Source organism: Pseudomonas sp. MF6767, from assembly GCF_016405475.1.
GTDB classification, from domain to species: domain Bacteria; phylum Pseudomonadota; class Gammaproteobacteria; order Pseudomonadales; family Pseudomonadaceae; genus Aquipseudomonas; species Aquipseudomonas paracarnis.
The window spans coordinates 227004-246559 of the sequence record NZ_JAEKCY010000007.1 but is presented as its reverse complement, the minus strand read 5'-3'; the positions used below and the strand labels follow the sequence as shown (position 1 = coordinate 246559).

The following is a 19556-nucleotide window of genomic DNA, read 5'->3' as shown; positions in this document are numbered from 1 at the left end:
GCGGGCAAGCCCGCTCCCACATTTGGTTTCGCAGTGGAATTATAAGCGGGTGCTGAGCCAGGAGATGGCCAGGGCCAAGCCAAGGCAGGCGAACCCGACGCGGTACGCCAGGCGATGCGCCCGTTCGGTGCGTGTATCCAGAAACAGCATCGGTTGGTCGATAGCGCGCTCTTCGCTGCGCAGGGCCAGGTCAGCTATCGCACGCTGTGCATGCAGACGGGTGATGAACAACACCCAGGCGCCCGAGCAGGCAACCAACAGGGCAACAATATTAATGAGCAGTGCGGGCAGCGCCATCGCAAACCTCGGTAAATCAGTCTTCGGGTATCAGTCCAGGTACACACCTGAACGACAGTCGCCTCCTGCGCATTTAATGCTCCTTCCCCATTGACGGCTAATGTATCCAGTAATTTACGCCGTCACCTGAACGTCACCTTAACAAGCCACTCTGTTGCCCTTCGACGCTTGAGGAGCTTGTCATGTTGCATGCGCAAAACCAGGATCGGCTGTATTTGATCGCCCAGAGCGAGGAACAGGAGGCGCTGATCGGCAGTCTCGCGTTCAACGTTCAGGACCGCCATTGGCTGGTGTATTGCGCCCTCGGCGGGCACCAGCATGCCGATCTGCCGGAGCTGGATCTGCTCACCGGTGTGAGCATGCTGGACTTTTATGTCGATACGGCCGCATGACAAAAACCACGGGCACAAAAAAACCGGGCTCAGCGATGAGCCCGGTTTTTTGTGAGCGGCTTATTGCGCGCTGAGCAGTTGACCGATGCTTGGGTCCTTGAACAGGCGGGTCAAGGCATCACTGAGCACGTCGCTGACCAGCTTGGTGTTGGTTTCCTGGTTGGGCGACATGCCGAACCGCTGGTTGAGCGAGGCTGCGTAGCGGCCACTGTAGCGGCGGGTACCGGCACTGACGTCAGACTTGAAGGTAGCGCCGATGGAAGCCTCGGTCACATACAGGCCGTCTTTGGGCGACTGGTATTTCAGCTCGGCCAGGGTCACGGTCAGTTGCGGCACGCCTGGCGAGTTGGTCGGCGTAAAGCCCAGCAAACGCACAGCGGCTTCAGCCTGGGCCTGCAACTTGGGCAGCACATCCTGGCCGTTCACCGAAATCAACGCGGTCTCAGGATACAGGCCGCCACGCGAACCCAGGGTTGGCGACGGGCGACCGTCAACCACGCGTACCGATACCGGCTGGCCGTGGCCTACCGCCGCCAACTGCGCGGTGACTTTAGGTTGCGGGCTGAGTTGTTGCGGGCTGTTGGCGCAGCCGACAAGGGTCAAACTGGTCACAGTGATCAAACCGAACAACAGGCGTTGCAACATACGCATTTCTCCAGGACTAGGTGCAGACAGGACGCCAGTATAACGGTGCACGCGCACCACTCACCAGCGATCCTGAACGGCGGCTGAAGCCCCTGCGCAAATTACAAATTCGCATAAATTCGTCACCCCAGTGTCATGCCACACTGGCAACCTTCAAGCATGTAACACACCAGGTACACCGCCATGCGCCTTCTCAAGACCCTGTTCATGTCCCACGCTCGTCATCGCCACTTTGCCCTGCTTGATGCCCACGGTCATTGTCTGGCCTTCAAGCAGTGCAGCCTGCCGCCCGTCGGTGAAGGCTGGGTGGAAGTGACCGAGACTCACCTGGGCTGGATGCACCGCCCACTGCCGGCCAGCGCCCGGGTCAGCCCAAAGGTTTTTCGCCCACGACACCGGCAAGCGTTGGCCTCCTGACCGGGACCCGAATAAAAGTCATAAAACACGCCCATTTCCTTGGCGTTCTTCGCTACAATCTCCCCCCGATTATAAGGACGTCTCCTGATCGGGCCCCGCAGCATCGTTAATGCCCAGGCATTAGCCCCCAAAATCGCCCACAGAGAGCCGCCCACACAGATCGAGTGAAGCTGGCGTGCTTGCTATTTCCTTTGCAAACCACCCCGTCTTTTATCGAATCTGCCAGAGCTGCCATTGCGCTCGGCCACTTGAGTTGTTTGCCCGTTTCGCCGCGTGTCGGCAGAGGTTTACGGGCCAGGTGCCAGGCTGGGGCAGCCCTTTTTTGAGGTTCACGTCTTCAAAAGAGCGTGAAAAAACGGGTTTTCACAACTTCACAAGAGTGTGGCGAGCAAATGAATAGTTTGGCGTTTGTACAAGCACCATCAGCGTCTGGGTCAGCCCAATTACACAGGATCGAGCCTTCCTCAAAAACCGGAGCTTGAGCCTGTCCGCTACGGATTGGTTGCACGAATCGCACGCTTTGACCATAAGTCGAATTGCCACAGGCGCCCATGAATGCGTTCATAGGCAGATTAGCCCGGCAGGAAGCGTGTGCTGAAGTTGCAAAGAATTGCGAATCGGACATGGCGATCCTGGCCATGGGTAACCTGGGGCAACACGTGAACCGCCCCATCACTCCTGGCAGCCATGCCGTCAATTTGGTGCTGCAGATTTTGGAGACGCGTTAAATGGCGCATAACGAAGCAGTCGACGTAGTACTGGTAGGGGCCGGCATCATGAGTGCCACCCTGGCCGTACTGCTCAAAGAGCTCGACCCCGGCCTCACGCTGGAAGTCGTTGAGCTGATGGATTCGGGTGCCGCGGAGAGTTCCAACCCGTGGAACAACGCCGGTACCGGCCACGCCGGGCTGTGTGAGCTGAACTACACGCCGCAGGCCGCCGATGGCTCCATCGACATCAAGAAAGCCGTGCACATCAACACCCAGTTCGAGGTGTCGAAGCAGTTCTGGGCTTACCTGACCAAGAAGGGCACCTTTGGCTCGTCCAGGTCGTTCATCAGCCCGGTGCCCCACCTGAGCTTCGTGCAGGGCGACAAAGGCGTGTCCTTCCTCAAGAAGCGCTTTGAGACCCTCAGCCAGCACCACGCGTTTTCGGACATGCACTACACCGAAGACCGCAGCGAAATGGCCGAGTGGATGCCGCTGATGATGCCGGGCCGCCCGCTCGATGAAAAAATCGCCGCCACCCGTGTGATGAACGGCACAGACGTCAACTTTGGCGCCCTGACCAATCAGTTGCTCAGCCACCTGACCAGCTCGCCGGACGCCCAGGTCAAGTACTGCAAACGCGTGACCGGCCTCAAGCGCAACGGCGCGGGCTGGACCGTGAGCATCAAGGACGTCAATAGCGGTAACAGCCGCGACGTCGATGCCAAGTTCGTATTCCTCGGCGCTGGCGGTGCGGCGCTGCCATTGCTGCAGGCCTCGGGCATCGAAGAGAGCAAAGGCTTCGGCGGCTTCCCGGTGAGCGGCCAGTGGCTGCGTTGCGACAACCCGGAAGTGGTCAAGCAGCACCAGGCCAAGGTCTACAGCCAGGCTGCCGTGGGCTCGCCGCCGATGTCCGTGCCGCACCTGGACACCCGCGTAGTGGATGGCAAGAAATCCCTGCTGTTCGGGCCATACGCCGGTTTCACCACCAAGTTCCTCAAACACGGCTCGTTCCTTGACCTGCCGATGTCGATTCGCGCCGGCAACATCGGCCCGATGCTGGCCGTGGCCCGCGACAACATGGACCTGACCAAGTACCTGGTCAGCGAAGTGCGCCAGTCCATGGAACAGCGCCTGGAATCCCTGCGTCGCTTCTACCCCGAGGCGAAAGCCGAAGACTGGCGCCTGGAAGTGGCCGGCCAGCGCGTGCAAATCATCAAGAAAGATCCGAAGAAAGGCGGCGTGCTGCAGTTCGGCACCGAACTGGTTGCTGCCAAGGACGGTTCGCTTGCGGCGCTGCTGGGCGCGTCTCCTGGTGCTTCGGTCACCGTCTCGATCATGCTGGAGCTGATCGAGCGCTGCTTCCCGCAGAAAGCCGCCGGTGAATGGGCCACCAAGCTGCACGAGATCTTCCCGGCGCGCGAGAAAGTGCTGGAGACGGACGCCGAGCTGTATCGCAAGATCAACACGCAGAACAACATCAGCCTGGAGCTGGTGGAACCTGTAGGAGCGAGCTCGCTCGCGAAAAACGTCAACGATAACGCGGCGCAAGTGGATTAAGGCGCCGCTCTCAGGTTCTTCGCGAGCAAGCTCGCTCCTACCGTTAAAAGCAAAACGCCCCGGACTCTGAAGCCGGGGCGTTTTTTTGCTCGGACAATCAGCCGCGGGCGTTGTCGATCAGTTCGATGTACTCGGCGGCGTTGCGCTGGTCCTTGATCAGGTCGACGAAGGTCTGGCCATGCTCGTCCTTGCCGTCCAGGTCCAGGCCTGCTTCTTTGAAAAAGCCCAGGAAACGCTCGAAGTCGTCGATACGCAGGCCGCGATAGGCCTTGATCAGTTTGTGCAGGGACGGCGACGTCGCATCAACCGGCTCGAAGTCCAGGAACAACTTGATCTGGTCGTCACCGATTTCGTCGCCAATCACCTGTTTCTTATCTTTACGCATTACCGACTCCAGCCTGCAGACATTTACACGGGGTTTGAAGTCTACCTGCGCGACGCCGGATGTGGGAGGGGGCTCGCCCTAATACCTGTAGGAGCGAGCTTGCTCGTGAAAAGCTCAAAGGCGCCGCGTTTATTCAGGAAGCACGCGTTATCGTTGACGTTTTTCGCGAGCAAGCTCGCTCCTACAGACGCCCACATTTGGATGTCAGTGTTCAGTCGAACTGAGCAAGCATCCAGCGCTGGTAGTCAGCCACACCTGCATCACCTTCTCGCGGTGCCCAATCAGCCAGTTCGCCCTCACCCACCGGTCGATAAGGCCCGGCCTTGCATTCGAACATCACCGTGTCAGGCTCCAGCACCACCAGGCCATGAAACACTCCCGGTGGCAGATCGACGCCTGCGCACTCGCCACCCGCCTGCATCACGCGTTTGGCGATCACTTCACCCGCATCGGTGAATATCAGCAGACCGAGGCGCCCCTGAAGCACCAGCAAAGTCTCGGCCTTGTCGGCGCTCAAGTGCCGATGAGGCGGCACATAGGTACTCGGCTGCAGCGCCACCGCGAGGCGATGACACGGCTCCTCCATCTGGTGGAAATTATGGTGGTATCGGCCACGGGGGCTATCGCCCGCTTTCTCGGCCAACTCTGCAAATAAGGTCTGATCAAGAAAGCGGGCCATCGATTACATCCCTTTAACGGCGTAGATGCCATTGGCGTTACGCCAGTAGCCCTTGTAGTCCATGCCATACCCGAAGATATAACGGTCAACGCACGGCAATCCGACGAAATCGGCTTTGAGCTCAGGACGAGCCTTGCGGTCGTGGTCTTTGTCGATCAGTACGGCGGTGTGCACTTTGCGTGCGCCGGCATGTTTGCAGAAGTCGATGATCGCCCCCAGGGTGTGACCCTCATCGAGAATGTCATCGATGATCAGCACATCACGGTCGATGAAAGACACTTCCGGCTTGGCCTTCCAGAACAAGTCGCCGCCGCTGGTTTCATTGCGATAGCGGGTGGCATGCAGGTAAGAGGCTTCCAATGGGAACTGCAGGTGAGTCAGCAATTTGCCGGCGAAGATCAGGCCACCGTTCATCACGCAGAAGACCACCGGGTTGGTGTCGGCCATTTCACGAGTAATGTGCGCGCCGACCTTGGCGATCGCTGCTTCGACTTGCGCTTCGGTGTACAGGCAGTCAGCCTCGTGCATGATTTGACGGATATGCTCGAGATCAGCAGACATGGCGCTCTCCAAGGGGGTGCTGTGGCAAGAAAAGCGGGCGAAGGTACGCTTCTCGTGCGCTCCAATCAAGCCTTTATGGACTAACGTACTTGATGTCTATAGGACAACACCCTCGGATAGATTAATCTAGGCCGGTTTTTTTGCCCGCCGCCGGAGCCTTTCCTATGCCCACTCGCGAGATCCGCCACCCGCTGATCCGACACAAACTCGGCCTTATGCGCCGTGCCGACATTAGCACGAAGAACTTCCGTGAGCTTGCTCAGGAAGTCGGAGCGTTGCTCACTTACGAAGCCACCAAGGATTTGCCCCTGGAAACCTACGAGATCCCCGGTTGGGCCGGTCCCGTACAAGTGGAGAAAATCGCCGGTAAGAAAATTACCGTGGTACCGATCCTGCGCGCCGGTATCGGCATGCTTGAAGGTGTACTCAGCCTGATTCCGGGCGCCAAGGTCAGCGCCGTGGGCGTGGCCCGCAATGAAGAAACGCTGCAGGCCCACACCTACCTGGAAAAACTCGTCCCGGAAATCAACGAGCGCCTGGCCATGATCATCGACCCGATGCTCGCCACCGGCAGTTCCATGGTAGCCACCATCGACCTGCTGAAAAAAGCCGGTTGCCGTGACATCCGCGCCATGGTGCTGGTGGCCGCGCCCGAAGGCATCGCCGCCGTCGAGAAGGCCCATCCGGATGTACAGATCTACACCGCATCCATCGATGAGCGCCTGAATGAACACGGCTACATCATCCCGGGCCTGGGCGATGCCGGTGACAAGATCTTCGGCACCAAGCAGAAGGACGCGTGAACATGCAGGATGAATTCAACGACCCGCTTTGGCGCCAGATCCTGTCTGGCGCACAAATGCTCTTCGTAGCATTTGGCGCGTTGGTGTTGATGCCGCTGATCACAGGTCTTGATCCAAACGTCGCGCTGTTTACCGCAGGCCTTGGCACGTTGCTATTCCAGGTGGTGACAGGGCGGCAGGTGCCGGTATTTTTGGCATCGAGCTTCGCGTTCATCACCCCGATCATTCTCGCCAAGGGCCAGTTCGGCCTCGCAGCGACCATGGGCGGGGTGATGGCAGCAGGTTTCGTCTATACGTTCCTGGGCCTGGCCGTGAAGGTCAAGGGCACCGGTTTTATCGACCGGCTGCTGCCGCCCGTGGTGATCGGCCCGGTGATCATCTCGATCGGCCTGGCCATGGCGCCGATTGCCGCCAACATGGCCATGGGCAAGTCCGGCGACGGTGCAGAGCTGATCCACTACCAGACGGCGATGCTGATTTCGATGCCAGCGCTGCTCACCACCTTGATCGTGGCGGTGTTCGGCAAGGGCATTTTCCGCCTGGTGCCGATCATTTCCGGCGTGCTGGTGGGTTTTGCCATGTCGTTCTACTTTGGTGTGGTCGACACGGCGAAAATCGCCGCTGCGCCGTGGTTCGCACTGCCCCACTTCACCGCGCCGGAGTTCAACTGGCAGGCCATCCTGTTTATCGTCCCGGTAGCACTGGCCCCGGCGATCGAGCATATCGGTGGTGTGATTGCGGTAGGCAGCGTGACCGGCCGCGACTACCTGAAAAAGCCTGGCCTGCATCGCACGCTGCTGGGTGACGGTATCGCCACCACGGCTGCCGGCATGTTTGGCGGCCCGCCAAACACCACCTACGCCGAAGTGACCGGCGCCGTGATGCTGACCAAGAACTACAACCCGAAAATCATGACCTGGGCGGCAGTGTTTGCCATCAGCCTGGCATTCATCGGCAAGTTCGGCGCACTGCTGCAGAGTATCCCGGTGCCGGTGATGGGCGGGATTTTGTGCCTGCTGTTCGGCTCGATTGCCGCGGTGGGGATGAACACGCTGATTCGCCACAAGATCGACCTGGGCGAGGCGCGCAACCTGGTGATTGTGTCGGTAACGCTGGTGTTCGGGATTGGCGGTGTGCTGGTCGGTACCGGCACCGGCCCGGATGATTTCGGCCTCAAGGGCATCGCCCTGTGTGCGGTGGTGGCAATTGGTTTGAACTTGCTGCTGCCGGGCAATGACGGCTGGAAGAACAAGAAGCCGGATGAGCCGCTGCTGTAACTGACTAAACGCAAATCAGTGTGGGAGCTGGCTTGCCTGCGATGACGGTGTATCAAACGACAGATAGGTCGACTGTTACACCGTCATCGCAGGCAAGCCAGCTCCCACATTTGATTTTCAGCGTCTGTCAGAGCTCGCCGAGCCCGTCGATCAGCGCCTGGTTCTGCTCCGGCGTCCCGATGCTGATGCGCAGGAACTGAGCAATCCGCTCCTGCTTGAAGTGCCGCACGATCACCCCTTGCTCACGCAACTTGGCGGCCAGTCCTGCAGCGTCATGCCGCGGGTGACGCGCAAAGATGAAGTTCGCTGCCGACGGCAATACCTCAAACCCCTTGCCCTGCAATTGCGCGACGACCTGGTTGCGGCTGTCGATCACCCACTGACAGGTTTTCTCGAAATATTCACGGTCGTCAAACGCGGCCGCCGCGCCAACAATCGCCAACCGATCCAACGGGTAGGAGTTGAAGCTGTTCTTGACCCGCTCCAGCGCTTCGATCAGGTCTGGGTGGCCCACGGCCAGGCCCACACGCAAACCGGCCAGTGAGCGCGATTTGGACAGGGTCTGGGTCACCAGCAGGTTCGGGTAACGGTCTACCAGGCTGATGGCAGTTTCGCCGCCGAAGTCGATATAGGCTTCATCGACCACCACCACCGAATCCGGGCTGGCCTTGAGGATCTGCTCCACCGCGTCCAGCGCCAGTACGCAGCCGGTGGGCGCGTTAGGGTTGGGGAAGATGATCCCGCCGTTGGGCCTGGCATAGTCAGTGGCCCGAATCTGGAACTGTTGGTCCAGTGGCACCGCGTCGAACGTGATGCCGTACAGGCCGCAGTACACCGGGTAGAAGCTGTAGCTGATATCCGGGAACAGCAGCGGCAGATCGTGCTGGAACAGACCATGGAAGATGTGCGCCAAGACTTCGTCGGAACCGTTGCCGAGGAACACCTTGCCGGCATCGATCCCGTAATACCTGGCCACGGCCTGCTTGAGCAGGTCGCTGTTGGGGTCCGGGTACAGGCGCAAGTTGTCGTTCAACTCGGCCTGCATTGCCGCCAGCGCCTTGGGCGATGGGCCGTAGGGGTTTTCGTTGGTGTTGAGCTTGACCAGCTTGGTCAGCTTCGGTTGCTCACCGGGTACGTAAGGCACCAGGTCTTTGACGAAAGGGCTCCAGAATTTGCTCATGCCTTACTCTCCCTTGACGATGCGGTATTCAGCGCTGCGTGCGTGCGCGCTGAGGGATTCACCACGGGCCAGCACCGAGGCGGTCTTGCCCAGTTCGGAAGCGCCTTGTGGCGAGCAGAAGATAATCGACGAGCGCTTCTGGAAGTCGTACACCCCCAGCGGCGACGAGAAACGCGCAGTACCGGAGGTTGGCAACACGTGATTGGGGCCGGCGCAATAGTCACCCAGGGCTTCGCTGGTGTGACGGCCCATGAAGATCGCCCCAGCGTGACGGATCGATGGCAACCAGGCCTGTGGGTCCGCTACGGACAGCTCAAGGTGCTCCGGTGCGATGCGATTGGCCACTTCAATGGCCTGCTCCATGTCACGCACCAGAATCAGCGCACCACGGCCGTTGATCGACTTCTCGATGATCTCGGCACGCTCCATGGTCGGCAGCAGCTTATTGATGCTGGCGGCGACCTTGTCGAGGAACTCGGCATCGGGGCTGACCAGGATCGCCTGGGCGTCTTCATCGTGCTCCGCCTGGGAGAACAGGTCCATGGCGATCCAGTCCGGGTCGGTCTGGCCGTCACACACCACGAGGATTTCGGAAGGACCGGCAATCATGTCGATACCGACCTGGCCGAACACATGGCGTTTGGCGGTGGCGACGTAGATATTGCCGGGGCCGACCACTTTGTCGACCTTCGGCACGCTTTCGGTGCCATAAGCCAGCGCTGCGACGGCCTGGGCGCCACCGATGGTGAACACACGGTCCACACCGGCGATGCAGGCGGCAGCCAGCACCAGCTCGTTGATGTCGCCACGGGGGGTTGGAACCACCATGACCACTTCGGTCACACCTGCGACTTTGGCCGGGATCGCATTCATCAACACCGACGATGGATACGACGCCTTACCGCCCGGCACGTACAGACCGGCGCGGTCCAGTGGCGTGACCTTCTGGCCCAGCACAGTGCCGTCGGCCTCGGTGTAGCTCCAGGAGTCCTGCTTCTGCTTTTCGTGATAGCTGCGTACCCGCGCCGCAGCGACTTCGAGGGCTTCGCGCTGCGGTGCGGTGATGCGCGTCAGCGCCAGCTCCAGGCGTTCACGCGGCAGGATCAGGTCAGCCATGGACTGCACGTCCAGGCCGTCGAACTGGCGGGTGAAGTCCACCAGCGCTGCATCACCGCGCTCACGCACGGCCTTGATGATGTCGAGCACCCGCTGGTTGACCGAGTCGTCGGACACGCTTTCCCAGCTCAGCAGATGATCCAGATGATGGGCGAAATCCGGGTCGGCAGCGTTGAGTCGGGCAATTGCAGTGGACGTGGTCATAGCGAGGGCCTCAATAGAATTGGCAAAAACTCAGGCGCCCTAAACTAGCAGTCGTTTCCGCTTGGGCACCTGAGAATTCTGGCTATGAGGCGGATAGACGGGCGTAGCTCTTCAGCTACGCGGGGGAGTCAACCGCGGTGTCGAGACTCCACTGCCTTGCGCAGGGTGTCGATCAACGCCTGGATACGGGCGTGCTGCATCTTCATCGATGCTTTGTTGACGATCAGGCGGGAGCTGATGTCAGCGATAAAATCCTGGGGCTCCAAACCGTTGGCGCGCAGGGTGTTGCCGGTGTCGACCACGTCGATGATCTTGTCCGCCAGGCCGATCAGCGGTGCCAGCTCCATGGAGCCGTAGAGCTTGATGATATCGACCTGACGGCCTTGTTCGGCGTAATAGCGCTTGGCAACGTTGACGAACTTGGTGGCGACCCGCAGGCGGCCCTTGGGTTCGACATCACCGACGCGGCCGGCGGTCATCAGCTTGCACAGTGCGATGCGCAGGTCCAGGGGCTCGTACAGGCCCTGGCCGCCGTATTCCATCAGCACATCCTTGCCGGCAACACCCAGGTCGGCGGCGCCATGTTCAACGTAGGTCGGCACGTCGGTAGCCCGCACGATCAGCAGGCGCACGTCGTCCTGGGTCGTGGGGATGATCAGCTTGCGGCTCTTGTCCGGATTCTCGGTCGGCACGATGCCCGCTTCAGCCAGAAGCGGCAACGTGTCGTCAAGGATGCGGCCCTTGGACAGTGCGATGGTCAACATGGGAAATGTCAGTCCTTCATCAGGCTATTGCTGTCCGGTCGCAAACGGCGCCAGACACAGATCGAGGCCATGACAGCCTCGATTTGAAACAAACCAGTCAACAACAAACTGTGGCGAGGGAGCTTGCTCCCGCTGGGACGCGAAGCGGCCCTCGAAGAGCGGGACTGCTACGCAGTCCAGCGGGAGCAAGCTCCCTCGCCACAAACAGGGACTAGCCCGGTACGCGGCGAATCTTCGCGCCGAGCATCTGCAGTTTCTCTTCGATGCACTCGTAACCACGGTCTATGTGGTAGATGCGGTCGATCAGGGTGTCACCTTCGGCGCACAGTGCCGATATTACCAGGCTGGCCGAGGCACGCAGGTCGGTTGCCATTACTGGCGCGCCCTTGAGCTTGTCGATCCCGGTGACGATGGCGGTGTTGCCTTCGACCTGGATCTTGGCGCCCATGCGGTGCAGTTCATACACGTGCATGAAGCGGTTTTCGAAGATGGTCTCGATCACGGCACCGGTGCCTTCGGCAATCGCGTTCAAGGAGATGAACTGCGCTTGCATGTCGGTCGGGAACGCCGGGTACGGAGCGGTACGCACGTTGACGGCTTTTGGCCGCTTGCCGTGCATGTTCAGCTCGATCCAGTCTTCGCCGGTGGTGATCTCTGCGCCGGCTTCCTTGAGTTTTTCCAGGACGGCTTCCAGGATGGTCGGATCGGTGTCCTTGACCTTCACACGGCCACCGGTCACGGCAGCGGCAACCAGGTAGGTACCGGTCTCGATGCGGTCAGGCATGACTTTGTAGGTGGCGGTGTGCAGACGCTCTACACCATCAATAGTGATGGTGTCGGTGCCAGCACCGGAAACCTTCGCGCCCATGGCGTTGAGGAAGTTGGCCAGGTCGACCACTTCCGGCTCGCGTGCGGCGTTCTGCAACACGCTGCGACCGTTGGCCAGGGCAGCGGCCATCATGATGTTCTCGGTACCGGTGACGCTGACGGTATCAAAGAAGAAGTTCGCGCCGCGCAGGCCGCCTTCCGGCGCCTTGGCCTTGATGTAGCCGCCTTCGACGTCGATGACTGCGCCCATGGCCTCAAGGCCACGGATGTGTAGGTCGACCGGACGCGAACCAATGGCGCAACCGCCAGGCAAGGCTACTTCGGCTTCGCCGAAACGGGCAACCATAGGGCCCAGCACCAGGATCGACGCACGCATGGTTTTCACCAGTTCGTACGGAGCGACCAGGGTCTTGATGGTGCGTGGGTCGATTTCGACGGCCAGCTTCTCGTCGATCACCGGCTCAATGCCCATGCGACCGAACAACTCGATCATGGTGGTGATGTCGTGCAGGTGCGGCAGGTTGGCCACAGTCACCGGGCCATCGCACAGCAGGGTCGCTGCCAGAATCGGCAAGGCGGAGTTTTTCGCACCGGAAATGCGAATCTCGCCATCAAGGCGGGCACCGCCGGTAATAATCAATTTATCCATAAGAATCTCGACGCCTTGGGGGCTCAGGTGCGCTCGGCCCAGGCCGCGCGGCTGAAAAATTTCATAGTGACCGCATGGATGCTGCCATCGGTGATCCATGGGTTCAAATGGGCATAGATCTGCTGCTGACGCTTGACCGGGCTCAATGCCGCCAGTTCATCGCTAATCACGTTCAGCTGGAAATTGCAGCCTTCGCCTTCGACTTCTACAGTCGTTTCAGGCAGCTTTCCTTCAAGGAAGCTCTTAACTTCTAGGGCCTGCATGCTCAACCTCTATCGGCGCCCAGTGCGCACGGGTCGCACATCATACAAAAAAGCCCCGCGCCTGCGAACCCCGCATAGCAGGACTCTGACGGGGGGCTTCTTTAATAATGTGTATCAGGGATGCGCCAGCAGCTCGGTCAAACCGGAAACTTCGGCAATTTCGCGCATGTCTTCTGGTAACGCACGGATGCTTACCGGCTTTTTCGCCGCCTCGGCATCACGCATGAAGCACAGCAACAACGACAGGCCGACGCTGCTGGACTTGGTCACCGCCGAGCAATCAAGCACCAGCTCTGGCGCCTTACTGGCCTTGATCAGCGCCTGGCCCTGCTTGCGCAGGTCAGGCCCGGTGCGGTAATCCAGCACGCCGCTGAGGAACAGCTCGCCGGCGTCGCCGATACGAACAGCCGACTCGGTCATTGCGCAGGCTTCCCGGCAGCTTTATCGGTTTCTTCCTTGGCCTTGGCCACTTCACCGGCCCAACCATTGATGGTCTTGTCCAGATCGTTGCCATTGCGCTGCATCGCGTCGGCGAACTGATCACGGAACAGCTTGCCGATGTTGATACCGTTGATGATAACGTTACGCAGTTTCCACTCACCGTTGATTTTCGTCAGGGTGTAGGACACAGGGTACACGGCGCCATTGCTGCCGGAGACTTTCATTCCGACTTCGGCACGGTCGCCCGACTCGTCCTTGGGCGCATCAACGATAATGCCCTGGTTGTTGTATTCCAGCAGAGCGTTACCGTAGAACTGGAACAGCCCCTTCTTGAAGTTTTCCTGGAACGTCTGCATTTGCGCAGGCGTAGCTTTGCGCGAATATTTGACCGTCATGATGCTTTTGGAGATGCCTTCAGCATCGACCACAGGGCCAACGATCGTGTTGAGCGCGTTATAGAACTTGGAAGGGTCTTGCTTGTACTGTTCTTTATTAGCCTTGAGGTCAGCCAGCATTTTGCTGGTGGTGTCCTGCACCAAATCGTGGGCAGAACCTGCCGCGTTGGCCATCATCGGCAATGCTGCAAGCAGTACCAGCAGGCCACGTCGCAAGGTAGAGATCATGAACAGATTCCTCATTTAGCGTCTTTATTGACCGTATTGAGCAAAAATTTCCCGATCAGGTCTTCAAGCACCAGCGACGACTGTGTGTCGTGGATGGTCGAACCATCCTTGAGCAGGGCTGTTTCCCCCCCCACGCTGACCCCGATGTACTTCTCGCCCAGCAAACCCGCAGTGAGGATAGATGCAGTGGAGTCAGTTGGCAGATTATCTACCTTCTTGTCCAGTTGCATCGTCACCCGACCGGTAAAGCTGTCGCGATCCAGATCGATTGCCGTGACCTTGCCGATGGTGACACCGGCCATGGTCACTTTGGATCTGACCGTCAAACCGGCGATATTGTCGAAGTACGCGTAAAGTTTATAGGTATCGGCGGTAGGGCTGGCCGAAAGGCCACTGACTCGCAGGGCCAGCAACAGTAAAGCCAGGATGCCAGCCAGCAAGAAAAGGCCGACACCGATTTCCACAGTGCGGTTTTGCATCAGAAATCTCCAAACATCAAGGCGGTCAAAATGAAGTCAAGGCCCAGTACCGCCAACGAAGCGTATACAACGGTCTTGGTAGTGGCACGGCTGATCCCCTCTGAAGTGGGCTCACAGTCATAGCCTTGGAATACGGCAATCCAGGTCACCACAAAGGCAAAGACGATGCTCTTTATGATGCCGTTGAGCACGTCACCGGTGAAGGTCACGCTGTTTTGCATGTTGGCCCAGTAGGAGCCGTCGTAGACGCCCAGCCAGTCAACCGCCACCCACGAACCACCCCAGATACCCACCACGCTGAAGATCATTGCCAGCAGTGGCAGGGAAATGAAGCCGGCCCACAGGCGCGGGGCAACAATGTACTTGAGCGGGTCCACGCCGATCATTTCCAGGCTGGACAGCTGCTCAGTGGATTTCATATTGCCGATTTCAGCGGTCAGCGCCGATCCTGCACGCCCTGCGAACAACAAGGCGGTAACCACCGGGCCAAGCTCACGCAACAGGGTCAGGGCCACCATCTGCCCTACCGCCTGCTCCGAGCCGTAGCTGGACAGGATATTGAAACCCTGCAGCGCCAGCACCATGCCGATGAATACGCCGGAGACCACGATGATCACCAGGGACATCACCCCCACCGAGTGCAGCTGCTTGACCAGCAGGCCAAAGCCGCCGCCGATACCGCCTCGCCCCAGCAAGGCGTGAAACAGGAAAATGGTCGAACGCCCCAGCACTTCGACGATGTCGATGCCCGAGCGACCGAAAAGGCGAACCTTCTCGATAAGAGATGTCTTGCGCATCAGCGCTTCCCCAGAAGATCTGAGCGGTAGTCCGCTGCCGGAAAGTGAAAAGGCACCGGGCCATCGGGGTTGCCGGTCATGAATTGGCGAATGCGCGGGTTATCGGCGTTCATCAACTCTTCAGGCGTACCCTGCCCCAGCACCTGACCATCACCCACTACATATAGGTAGTCGGCGATGCTCGCGGTTTCGGCCAGGTCGTGGGAAACCACGATACTGGTGATCCCCAATGCATCGTTGAGCAGGCGGATCAGGCGCACCAACACGCCCATGGCGATCGGATCCTGACCTACGAATGGCTCGTCATACATGAGGATCTGTGGGTCGAGGGCAATCGCCCGCGCCAAGGCAACACGGCGCTTCATGCCGCCAGACAACTCGTCCGGCATCAGGTCGATGGCGCCGCGAAGCCCTACGGCCTGCAGTTTCAACAACACGATGTCACGAATCATTTCATCGGACAGCTGGGTGTGCACCCGCAGCGGAAAGGCTACGTTTTCGAACACATCGAGGTCGGTGAACAGCGCGCCGCTCTGAAATAGCACGCCCATATGCTTGCGCGCATCGAACAGATCGCTACGCGACAGCGTTGGCAGGTTCTGGCCGTTGACCCACACTTCCCCGGCACTGGGGCGCAATTGCATGCCCATCAGGCGCAACAGGGTGGTCTTGCCGCAACCGGAAGGCCCCATGATGCCCGTGACCTTGCCGCGAGGAATGCGAATATCGACGTTATTGAAGATGCTGCGCGTACCGCGCTTGAAGGTAAGACCCTTCAGCTCGACCGCGTAGGCGTTATCGGCACTCATCTAATCTCCTTGGGATGCAGCCTTTCACTCAGACACCATGTGTGCGACTTTGGTTTTCAACAGATGCGCAATAGTTGAGCACATGGGTTGGGCGGACCGAACTGGCGGCGAACTATATCACTGCTGGTACAGAGCCCCCAAGGCCGGAACAGCGCTGGTTCAGATTTGAGACAGGGAAAAAACGTTGCTTGCTATGTTACCGACGGTGGTTTTCAGTTATTCCGCGCACAAAGCCTGACGAACTTGCGTGAGGGAATTGATCATTACCGCTATAATCGCCGACTTTTCGTCAGGCTATACGATTTCAGACATGAGCCAATCCAGCGACCTTATTCAATCCGCACAACGCACCATACGCCTTGAGCTTGAAGCCGTAGAGGGCTTGCTGGCGCATATCGACGCGGATTTCGTGCGCGCCTGCGAGATGATTCTGGCCAGCAAGGGCCGCGTTGTGGTGGTCGGCATGGGCAAGTCCGGCCACATTGGCAACAAGATCGCAGCGACCCTGGCGAGCACCGGGACCACCGCGTTTTTCGTGCACCCGGCCGAAGCCAGCCACGGCGACATGGGTATGATCACCAAGGACGACGTGATCCTCGCCCTGTCCAACTCCGGTACTACCAACGAAATCGTGACCCTGCTGCCGCTGATCAAGCGCCTGGGCATCCAGATGATCAGCCTCACTGGCAACCCTGAGTCAACGCTGGCCAAGGCCGCCGACGTCAACCTGAACGTGCACGTAGCCCATGAGGCCTGCCCGCTGAACCTGGCGCCCACCTCCTCCACTACCGCCGCGCTGGTAATGGGCGATGCCCTCGCGGTGGCACTGCTGGAGGCCCGCGGGTTTACGGCCGAGGACTTCGCATTTTCCCATCCGGGTGGCGCACTGGGCCGTCGCCTGCTGCTGAAAGTGGAAAATGTCATGCATCGCGGCGCCGAGCTGCCGAGCGTTCCACGCGGCACCCTGCTCAGGGATGCGCTGATGGAAATGACCCGCAAGGGCTTGGGCATGACTGCCATCGTCGAAACCGATGGCCGACTGGCAGGGATATTCACCGACGGTGACCTGCGTCGCACCCTGGACCGCACCATTGATATCCATACCGCGACCATCGACGCAGTGATGACCCCTCACGGTAAGACCGCGCGCGCCGAAATGCTCGCGGCCGAAGCGTTGAAAATCATGGAAGATCACCGCATAGGTGCTCTTATCGTGGTCGACGACGATGACCGGCCGATCGGGGCCCTTAACCTTGGCGACTTGCTGCGCGCAGGAGTGATGTAAATGAACAGCGACCTGTTGCAACGCGGTAAAGACATCAAGCTGGCGATTTTCGACGTTGACGGCGTGCTGACCGATGGCCGCCTGTACTTCCTCGAAGACGGCAGCGAATTCAAGACCTTCAACACCCTCGACGGCCAAGGCATCAAGATGCTGATGGCAGCGGGCGTGCAAACCGCAATTATCAGCGGTCGAAAAACACCGGTTGTGGAACGCCGTGCACAAAACCTCGGTATTCCTCACCTGTATCAGGGCCGCGAGGATAAACTGGTGGTGCTGGACGAGCTTCTTGGCCAACTCAACCTAAGCTATGAACAAGTCGCCTATCTGGGCGACGACCTGCCAGACCTGCCGGTGATTCGCCGGGTGGGCCTGGGCATGGCCGTCGCAAATGCCGCGGCGTTTGTCCGCGAACACGCCCATGGCATCACCACCGCCCGTGGCGGCGAGGGTGCCGCCCGCGAGTTCTGCGAGTTGATCCTGCGTGCCCAAGGCAGTCTTGAAGCGGCCCACGCCGCCTACCTATAGAGCGTTATATGCTGAGTAAAAAGATTCGCAACTTCCTGTTATTCGGGGTCATCGCCGCGCTGCTCCTGGCGGTGGGCTACTGGAATATCAGCCCGGAGCGCTTTCTCGACAAGCCTGTTGCACAGGTTGACGAAGGCCTTATCGACTATTACGCCACCAATGCCTACAGCATTCAGTATCTGCCCGACGGCAAGGTGCAGTATGAGATGACATCGGACAAGGTCGAGCACTTGAAGGCTTCCGAAGTCAGCCTGCTGACGAATCCGGACCTGAACCTGTATCGCGGCACCGAATTTCCCTGGCACGTGACCAGCAAGCGTGGCGAAGTCAACCCTGACGGCACCGAAGTTGAACTGATCGACTCGGTTCGCGTCGCACGTACAGACGCGCAGAACCGCGACACCATCATTACCAGCAGTCGCATGACCGTATTCCCACAGAAGCAATATGCGCAGACCGAGCAAGACGTTAGAATCGACGGCGCTGGCGGTGTATCGACTGGCAAGGGAATGAAAGCGTATTTGAAAGAAAGCAGGATACACCTGCTATCGAACGTAAGAGGACAGTATGAGGCTCGTTAAAACTCTCCCTATTTTGCTCGGTCTGGGCGCAGCACTGGGAAGCGTGAGCGCCTGGGCTCTGCCGAACGATAGCCAGCAACCGATCCACATCTCGGCTGACGATGCGCAGCTCGATGACAAGCAAGGTGTCGCCACCTACACCGGCGGCGTGATCATCACCCAAGGCTCGATGAAGATTACCGGCAACACGGTGACCCTGACTCGTACCAAGACCGGCGATATCGATGTGGTGACTTCGGTCGGCAACCTGGCTTATTTCGAGCAGAAGCAGTCCGCTACCGATACAGGCCCCATGAAAGGCTACGGCAAGACTATCCAGTATCACGCCCAGCAGAACCGCATCGTACTGATTGACCAGGCCAAGGTGCTGAGCCCGGACGGCAACTCCACGGAAGGTGAAAAAATCACCTATGACACCGTGAAGCAGATCGCTAACGCCGGTCGCGCCAACGGAAACAAGGTCACCGCACCCCGCCCACGCATCGACATGGTTATCCAGCCGAAGAAGAAGGCCGAGTAATGGCAACCCTGAAAGCCCAGCATCTGGCCAAGGCCTATAAAAGCCGCCAGGTGGTACGCGACGTCAGCCTGTCGATCGACAGCGGCCAGATCGTCGGCCTGCTCGGTCCTAACGGTGCCGGCAAAACCACCTGCTTCTATATGATCGTCGGGCTGGTCCAGGCGGACCAGGGTCGCGTATTGATCGACGACCTGGACGTCAGCCACCAACCCATGCACGGTCGTGCACGGGCAGGTATCGGCTATCTTCCGCAGGAGGCGTCGATCTTCCGTAAACTGTCGGTAGCCGACAACATCATGGCGATCCTCGAGACCCGCAAGGAACTCGATCGCGATGGCCGCCGCCAGGAGCTGGAAAGCCTGCTGCAGGAATTCCACATCAACCATATTCGCGACAACCTCGGCATGAGCTTGTCCGGTGGTGAACGTCGTCGCGTGGAAATCGCCCGCGCCCTGGCGACCGCGCCGAAATTCATCCTGCTGGATGAACCCTTTGCCGGCGTCGACCCGATTTCGGTGGGCGACATCAAGCAGATCATCCATCACCTCAAGGCCAAGGGCATTGGCGTGCTGATCACCGATCACAACGTGCGCGAAACCCTCGATATCTGCGAAACCGCGTATATCGTCAACGATGGTCAGCTGATTGCCGAAGGCGATGCCGAAACCATCCTGGCCAACGAGCTGGTGAAGGAAGTGTACCTGGGTCACGAGTTCCGCCTGTAAACACAGGGGTATCGCGCTCTTACCTGGAGCGTGCGGGAGTCAAT

The 19556-nt window shown here is 59.3% G+C and carries 25 protein-coding genes; 10 read left to right on the top strand and 15 right to left on the bottom strand.

Annotated elements, in window-relative coordinates; genetic code table 11:
* Positions 1-39 precede the first annotated feature (39 nt).
* Positions 40-297, bottom strand: coding sequence for a hypothetical protein (locus tag JFT58_RS14395; RefSeq protein WP_034126322.1), 258 nt, complete (start codon positions 295-297; stop codon positions 40-42).
* A 182-nt stretch (positions 298-479) separates the two neighbouring features.
* Between JFT58_RS14395 and JFT58_RS14390 the strand changes: the two genes are divergently transcribed.
* Complete coding sequence (locus JFT58_RS14390; RefSeq protein WP_003188620.1) at positions 480-689, top strand: hypothetical protein; 210 nt, start codon at positions 480-482, stop codon at positions 687-689.
* Between the two features lie 60 nt (positions 690-749).
* On the opposite strand, the gene JFT58_RS14385 is transcribed toward JFT58_RS14390, so the two are convergent.
* Positions 750-1334, bottom strand: coding sequence for a YajG family lipoprotein (locus JFT58_RS14385; RefSeq protein ID WP_034126321.1), 585 nt, complete (start codon positions 1332-1334; stop codon positions 750-752).
* Positions 1335-1517: 183 nt separating this feature from the next.
* On the opposite strand from JFT58_RS14385, the gene JFT58_RS14380 reads away from it, so the two are divergent.
* Positions 1518-1751 carry a hypothetical protein gene (locus JFT58_RS14380; RefSeq protein WP_034126320.1) on the top strand — a complete coding sequence of 78 codons (234 nt, stop codon included), beginning with the start codon at positions 1518-1520 and terminating at the stop codon, positions 1749-1751.
* 728 nt (positions 1752-2479) lie between these two features.
* Positions 2480-4018, top strand: coding sequence for a malate dehydrogenase (quinone) (mqo, locus tag JFT58_RS14375; protein ID WP_034126319.1), 1539 nt, complete (start codon positions 2480-2482; stop codon positions 4016-4018).
* A 97-nt stretch (positions 4019-4115) separates the two neighbouring features.
* Here mqo and JFT58_RS14370 read toward each other — a convergent pair whose 3' ends face one another.
* The 3 genes from JFT58_RS14370 to JFT58_RS14360 all read right to left on the bottom strand — a co-directional run bounded on the left by JFT58_RS14370 (position 4116) and on the right by JFT58_RS14360 (position 5643).
* Positions 4116-4403, bottom strand: coding sequence for a PA4642 family protein (locus JFT58_RS14370; protein ID WP_003188614.1), 288 nt, complete (start codon positions 4401-4403; stop codon positions 4116-4118).
* A gap of 211 nt (positions 4404-4614) precedes the next feature.
* Positions 4615-5082: a WbuC family cupin fold metalloprotein gene (locus JFT58_RS14365; protein WP_034126318.1), complete on the bottom strand. Its 468-nt coding sequence runs from the start codon at positions 5080-5082 to the stop codon at positions 4615-4617.
* Positions 5083-5085: 3 nt separating this feature from the next.
* Positions 5086-5643 (bottom strand): hypoxanthine-guanine phosphoribosyltransferase, encoded by a 558-nt coding sequence (locus tag JFT58_RS14360; RefSeq protein ID WP_003188610.1) that lies wholly within the window; start codon positions 5641-5643, stop codon positions 5086-5088.
* 164 nt (positions 5644-5807) lie between these two features.
* Here JFT58_RS14360 and upp point away from each other — a divergent pair, with 164 nt between their 5' ends.
* Complete coding sequence (upp, locus tag JFT58_RS14355) at positions 5808-6446, top strand: uracil phosphoribosyltransferase (protein ID WP_003188608.1); 639 nt, start codon at positions 5808-5810, stop codon at positions 6444-6446.
* A gap of 2 nt (positions 6447-6448) precedes the next feature.
* A complete protein-coding gene (locus tag JFT58_RS14350) occupies positions 6449-7723 on the top strand; it encodes a uracil-xanthine permease family protein (RefSeq protein ID WP_003188606.1) in 1275 nt (424 codons plus the stop codon).
* A 127-nt stretch (positions 7724-7850) separates the two neighbouring features.
* Here JFT58_RS14350 and hisC read toward each other — a convergent pair whose 3' ends face one another.
* The 10 genes from hisC to JFT58_RS14300 all read right to left on the bottom strand — a co-directional run bounded on the left by hisC (position 7851) and on the right by JFT58_RS14300 (position 15876).
* Positions 7851-8903 carry a histidinol-phosphate transaminase gene (hisC, locus tag JFT58_RS14345; protein WP_054897013.1) on the bottom strand — a complete coding sequence of 351 codons (1053 nt, stop codon included), beginning with the start codon at positions 8901-8903 and terminating at the stop codon, positions 7851-7853.
* A gap of 3 nt (positions 8904-8906) precedes the next feature.
* The gene (gene hisD / locus JFT58_RS14340; RefSeq protein WP_054897014.1) at positions 8907-10223 is read right to left on the bottom strand and encodes a histidinol dehydrogenase; all 1317 of its coding nucleotides are present in this window, start codon (positions 10221-10223) and stop codon (positions 8907-8909) included.
* Positions 10224-10351: 128 nt separating this feature from the next.
* Positions 10352-10987, bottom strand: coding sequence for an ATP phosphoribosyltransferase (gene hisG, locus JFT58_RS14335; RefSeq protein WP_003188599.1), 636 nt, complete (start codon positions 10985-10987; stop codon positions 10352-10354).
* 211 nt (positions 10988-11198) lie between these two features.
* Positions 11199-12464: a UDP-N-acetylglucosamine 1-carboxyvinyltransferase gene (gene murA / locus JFT58_RS14330; protein ID WP_034126315.1), complete on the bottom strand. Its 1266-nt coding sequence runs from the start codon at positions 12462-12464 to the stop codon at positions 11199-11201.
* A 23-nt stretch (positions 12465-12487) separates the two neighbouring features.
* Positions 12488-12727 (bottom strand): BolA family protein, encoded by a 240-nt coding sequence (locus JFT58_RS14325; RefSeq protein WP_003188597.1) that lies wholly within the window; start codon positions 12725-12727, stop codon positions 12488-12490.
* A 114-nt stretch (positions 12728-12841) separates the two neighbouring features.
* A complete protein-coding gene (locus JFT58_RS14320; RefSeq protein ID WP_003188596.1) occupies positions 12842-13147 on the bottom strand; it encodes an STAS domain-containing protein in 306 nt (101 codons plus the stop codon).
* A complete protein-coding gene (locus JFT58_RS14315) occupies positions 13144-13791 on the bottom strand; it encodes an MlaC/ttg2D family ABC transporter substrate-binding protein (RefSeq protein ID WP_014716940.1) in 648 nt (215 codons plus the stop codon). Before JFT58_RS14315 ends, JFT58_RS14320 begins: the two co-directional genes overlap by 4 nt.
* A gap of 11 nt (positions 13792-13802) precedes the next feature.
* Positions 13803-14270, bottom strand: coding sequence for an outer membrane lipid asymmetry maintenance protein MlaD (gene mlaD, locus JFT58_RS14310; RefSeq protein ID WP_003188593.1), 468 nt, complete (start codon positions 14268-14270; stop codon positions 13803-13805).
* On the bottom strand, positions 14270-15067 hold the full coding sequence (gene mlaE, locus JFT58_RS14305; protein WP_003188592.1) for a lipid asymmetry maintenance ABC transporter permease subunit MlaE: 798 nt from the start codon (positions 15065-15067) through the stop codon (positions 14270-14272). Before mlaE ends, mlaD begins: the two co-directional genes overlap by 1 nt.
* On the bottom strand, positions 15067-15876 hold the full coding sequence (locus tag JFT58_RS14300) for an ATP-binding cassette domain-containing protein (RefSeq protein ID WP_003188590.1): 810 nt from the start codon (positions 15874-15876) through the stop codon (positions 15067-15069). The genes mlaE and JFT58_RS14300 overlap by 1 nt, the downstream gene beginning before the upstream one ends.
* Before the next feature lie 310 nt (positions 15877-16186).
* Between JFT58_RS14300 and JFT58_RS14295 the strand changes: the two genes are divergently transcribed.
* The 5 genes from JFT58_RS14295 to lptB are packed head-to-tail and all read left to right on the top strand — an operon-like array spanning position 16187 to position 19512.
* Positions 16187-17161 carry a KpsF/GutQ family sugar-phosphate isomerase gene (locus JFT58_RS14295; protein ID WP_034126314.1) on the top strand — a complete coding sequence of 325 codons (975 nt, stop codon included), beginning with the start codon at positions 16187-16189 and terminating at the stop codon, positions 17159-17161.
* On the top strand, positions 17162-17686 hold the full coding sequence (locus tag JFT58_RS14290; protein ID WP_054897015.1) for a KdsC family phosphatase: 525 nt from the start codon (positions 17162-17164) through the stop codon (positions 17684-17686).
* A gap of 8 nt (positions 17687-17694) precedes the next feature.
* A complete protein-coding gene (lptC, locus tag JFT58_RS14285) occupies positions 17695-18267 on the top strand; it encodes an LPS export ABC transporter periplasmic protein LptC (protein WP_014716937.1) in 573 nt (190 codons plus the stop codon).
* Entirely contained in the window at positions 18254-18787 is a 534-nt protein-coding gene (gene lptA / locus JFT58_RS14280; RefSeq protein ID WP_032893554.1) for a lipopolysaccharide transport periplasmic protein LptA, read from the top strand. Before lptC ends, lptA begins: the two co-directional genes overlap by 14 nt.
* Positions 18787-19512 carry an LPS export ABC transporter ATP-binding protein gene (gene lptB, locus JFT58_RS14275; protein WP_003188582.1) on the top strand — a complete coding sequence of 242 codons (726 nt, stop codon included), beginning with the start codon at positions 18787-18789 and terminating at the stop codon, positions 19510-19512. Before lptA ends, lptB begins: the two co-directional genes overlap by 1 nt.
* Positions 19513-19556 lie beyond the last annotated feature (44 nt).

Bases quoted from the DNA above. Each gene is read 5' to 3' on its own strand.
- JFT58_RS14390 (WP_003188620.1), top strand. From the start codon at position 480: ATGTTGCATGCGCAAAACCAGGATCGGCTGTATTTGATCGCCCAGAGC.
- JFT58_RS14360 (WP_003188610.1), bottom strand. From the start codon at position 5,643: ATGTCTGCTGATCTCGAGCATATCCGTCAAATCATGCACGAGGCTGAC.
- upp (WP_003188608.1), top strand. From the start codon at position 5,808: ATGCCCACTCGCGAGATCCGCCACCCGCTGATCCGACACAAACTCGGC.
- JFT58_RS14395 (WP_034126322.1), bottom strand. From the start codon at position 297: ATGGCGCTGCCCGCACTGCTCATTAATATTGTTGCCCTGTTGGTTGCC.
- lptC (WP_014716937.1), top strand. From the start codon at position 17,695: ATGCTGAGTAAAAAGATTCGCAACTTCCTGTTATTCGGGGTCATCGCC.
- JFT58_RS14350 (WP_003188606.1), top strand. From the start codon at position 6,449: ATGCAGGATGAATTCAACGACCCGCTTTGGCGCCAGATCCTGTCTGGC.
- JFT58_RS14320 (WP_003188596.1), bottom strand. From the start codon at position 13,147: ATGACCGAGTCGGCTGTTCGTATCGGCGACGCCGGCGAGCTGTTCCTC.
- lptB (WP_003188582.1), top strand. From the start codon at position 18,787: ATGGCAACCCTGAAAGCCCAGCATCTGGCCAAGGCCTATAAAAGCCGC.
- JFT58_RS14295 (WP_034126314.1), top strand. From the start codon at position 16,187: ATGAGCCAATCCAGCGACCTTATTCAATCCGCACAACGCACCATACGC.
- JFT58_RS14315 (WP_014716940.1), bottom strand. From the start codon at position 13,791: ATGATCTCTACCTTGCGACGTGGCCTGCTGGTACTGCTTGCAGCATTG.
- mqo (WP_034126319.1), top strand. From the start codon at position 2,480: ATGGCGCATAACGAAGCAGTCGACGTAGTACTGGTAGGGGCCGGCATC.
- hisG (WP_003188599.1), bottom strand. From the start codon at position 10,987: ATGTTGACCATCGCACTGTCCAAGGGCCGCATCCTTGACGACACGTTG.
- JFT58_RS14300 (WP_003188590.1), bottom strand. From the start codon at position 15,876: ATGAGTGCCGATAACGCCTACGCGGTCGAGCTGAAGGGTCTTACCTTC.
- murA (WP_034126315.1), bottom strand. From the start codon at position 12,464: ATGGATAAATTGATTATTACCGGCGGTGCCCGCCTTGATGGCGAGATT.
- hisD (WP_054897014.1), bottom strand. From the start codon at position 10,223: ATGACCACGTCCACTGCAATTGCCCGACTCAACGCTGCCGACCCGGAT.
- JFT58_RS14385 (WP_034126321.1), bottom strand. From the start codon at position 1,334: ATGTTGCAACGCCTGTTGTTCGGTTTGATCACTGTGACCAGTTTGACC.
- JFT58_RS14370 (WP_003188614.1), bottom strand. From the start codon at position 4,403: ATGCGTAAAGATAAGAAACAGGTGATTGGCGACGAAATCGGTGACGAC.
- JFT58_RS14290 (WP_054897015.1), top strand. From the start codon at position 17,162: ATGAACAGCGACCTGTTGCAACGCGGTAAAGACATCAAGCTGGCGATT.
- lptA (WP_032893554.1), top strand. From the start codon at position 18,254: ATGAGGCTCGTTAAAACTCTCCCTATTTTGCTCGGTCTGGGCGCAGCA.
- mlaE (WP_003188592.1), bottom strand. From the start codon at position 15,067: ATGCGCAAGACATCTCTTATCGAGAAGGTTCGCCTTTTCGGTCGCTCG.
- JFT58_RS14380 (WP_034126320.1), top strand. From the start codon at position 1,518: ATGCGCCTTCTCAAGACCCTGTTCATGTCCCACGCTCGTCATCGCCAC.
- hisC (WP_054897013.1), bottom strand. From the start codon at position 8,903: ATGAGCAAATTCTGGAGCCCTTTCGTCAAAGACCTGGTGCCTTACGTA.
- mlaD (WP_003188593.1), bottom strand. From the start codon at position 14,270: ATGCAAAACCGCACTGTGGAAATCGGTGTCGGCCTTTTCTTGCTGGCT.
- JFT58_RS14325 (WP_003188597.1), bottom strand. From the start codon at position 12,727: ATGCAGGCCCTAGAAGTTAAGAGCTTCCTTGAAGGAAAGCTGCCTGAA.
- JFT58_RS14365 (WP_034126318.1), bottom strand. From the start codon at position 5,082: ATGGCCCGCTTTCTTGATCAGACCTTATTTGCAGAGTTGGCCGAGAAA.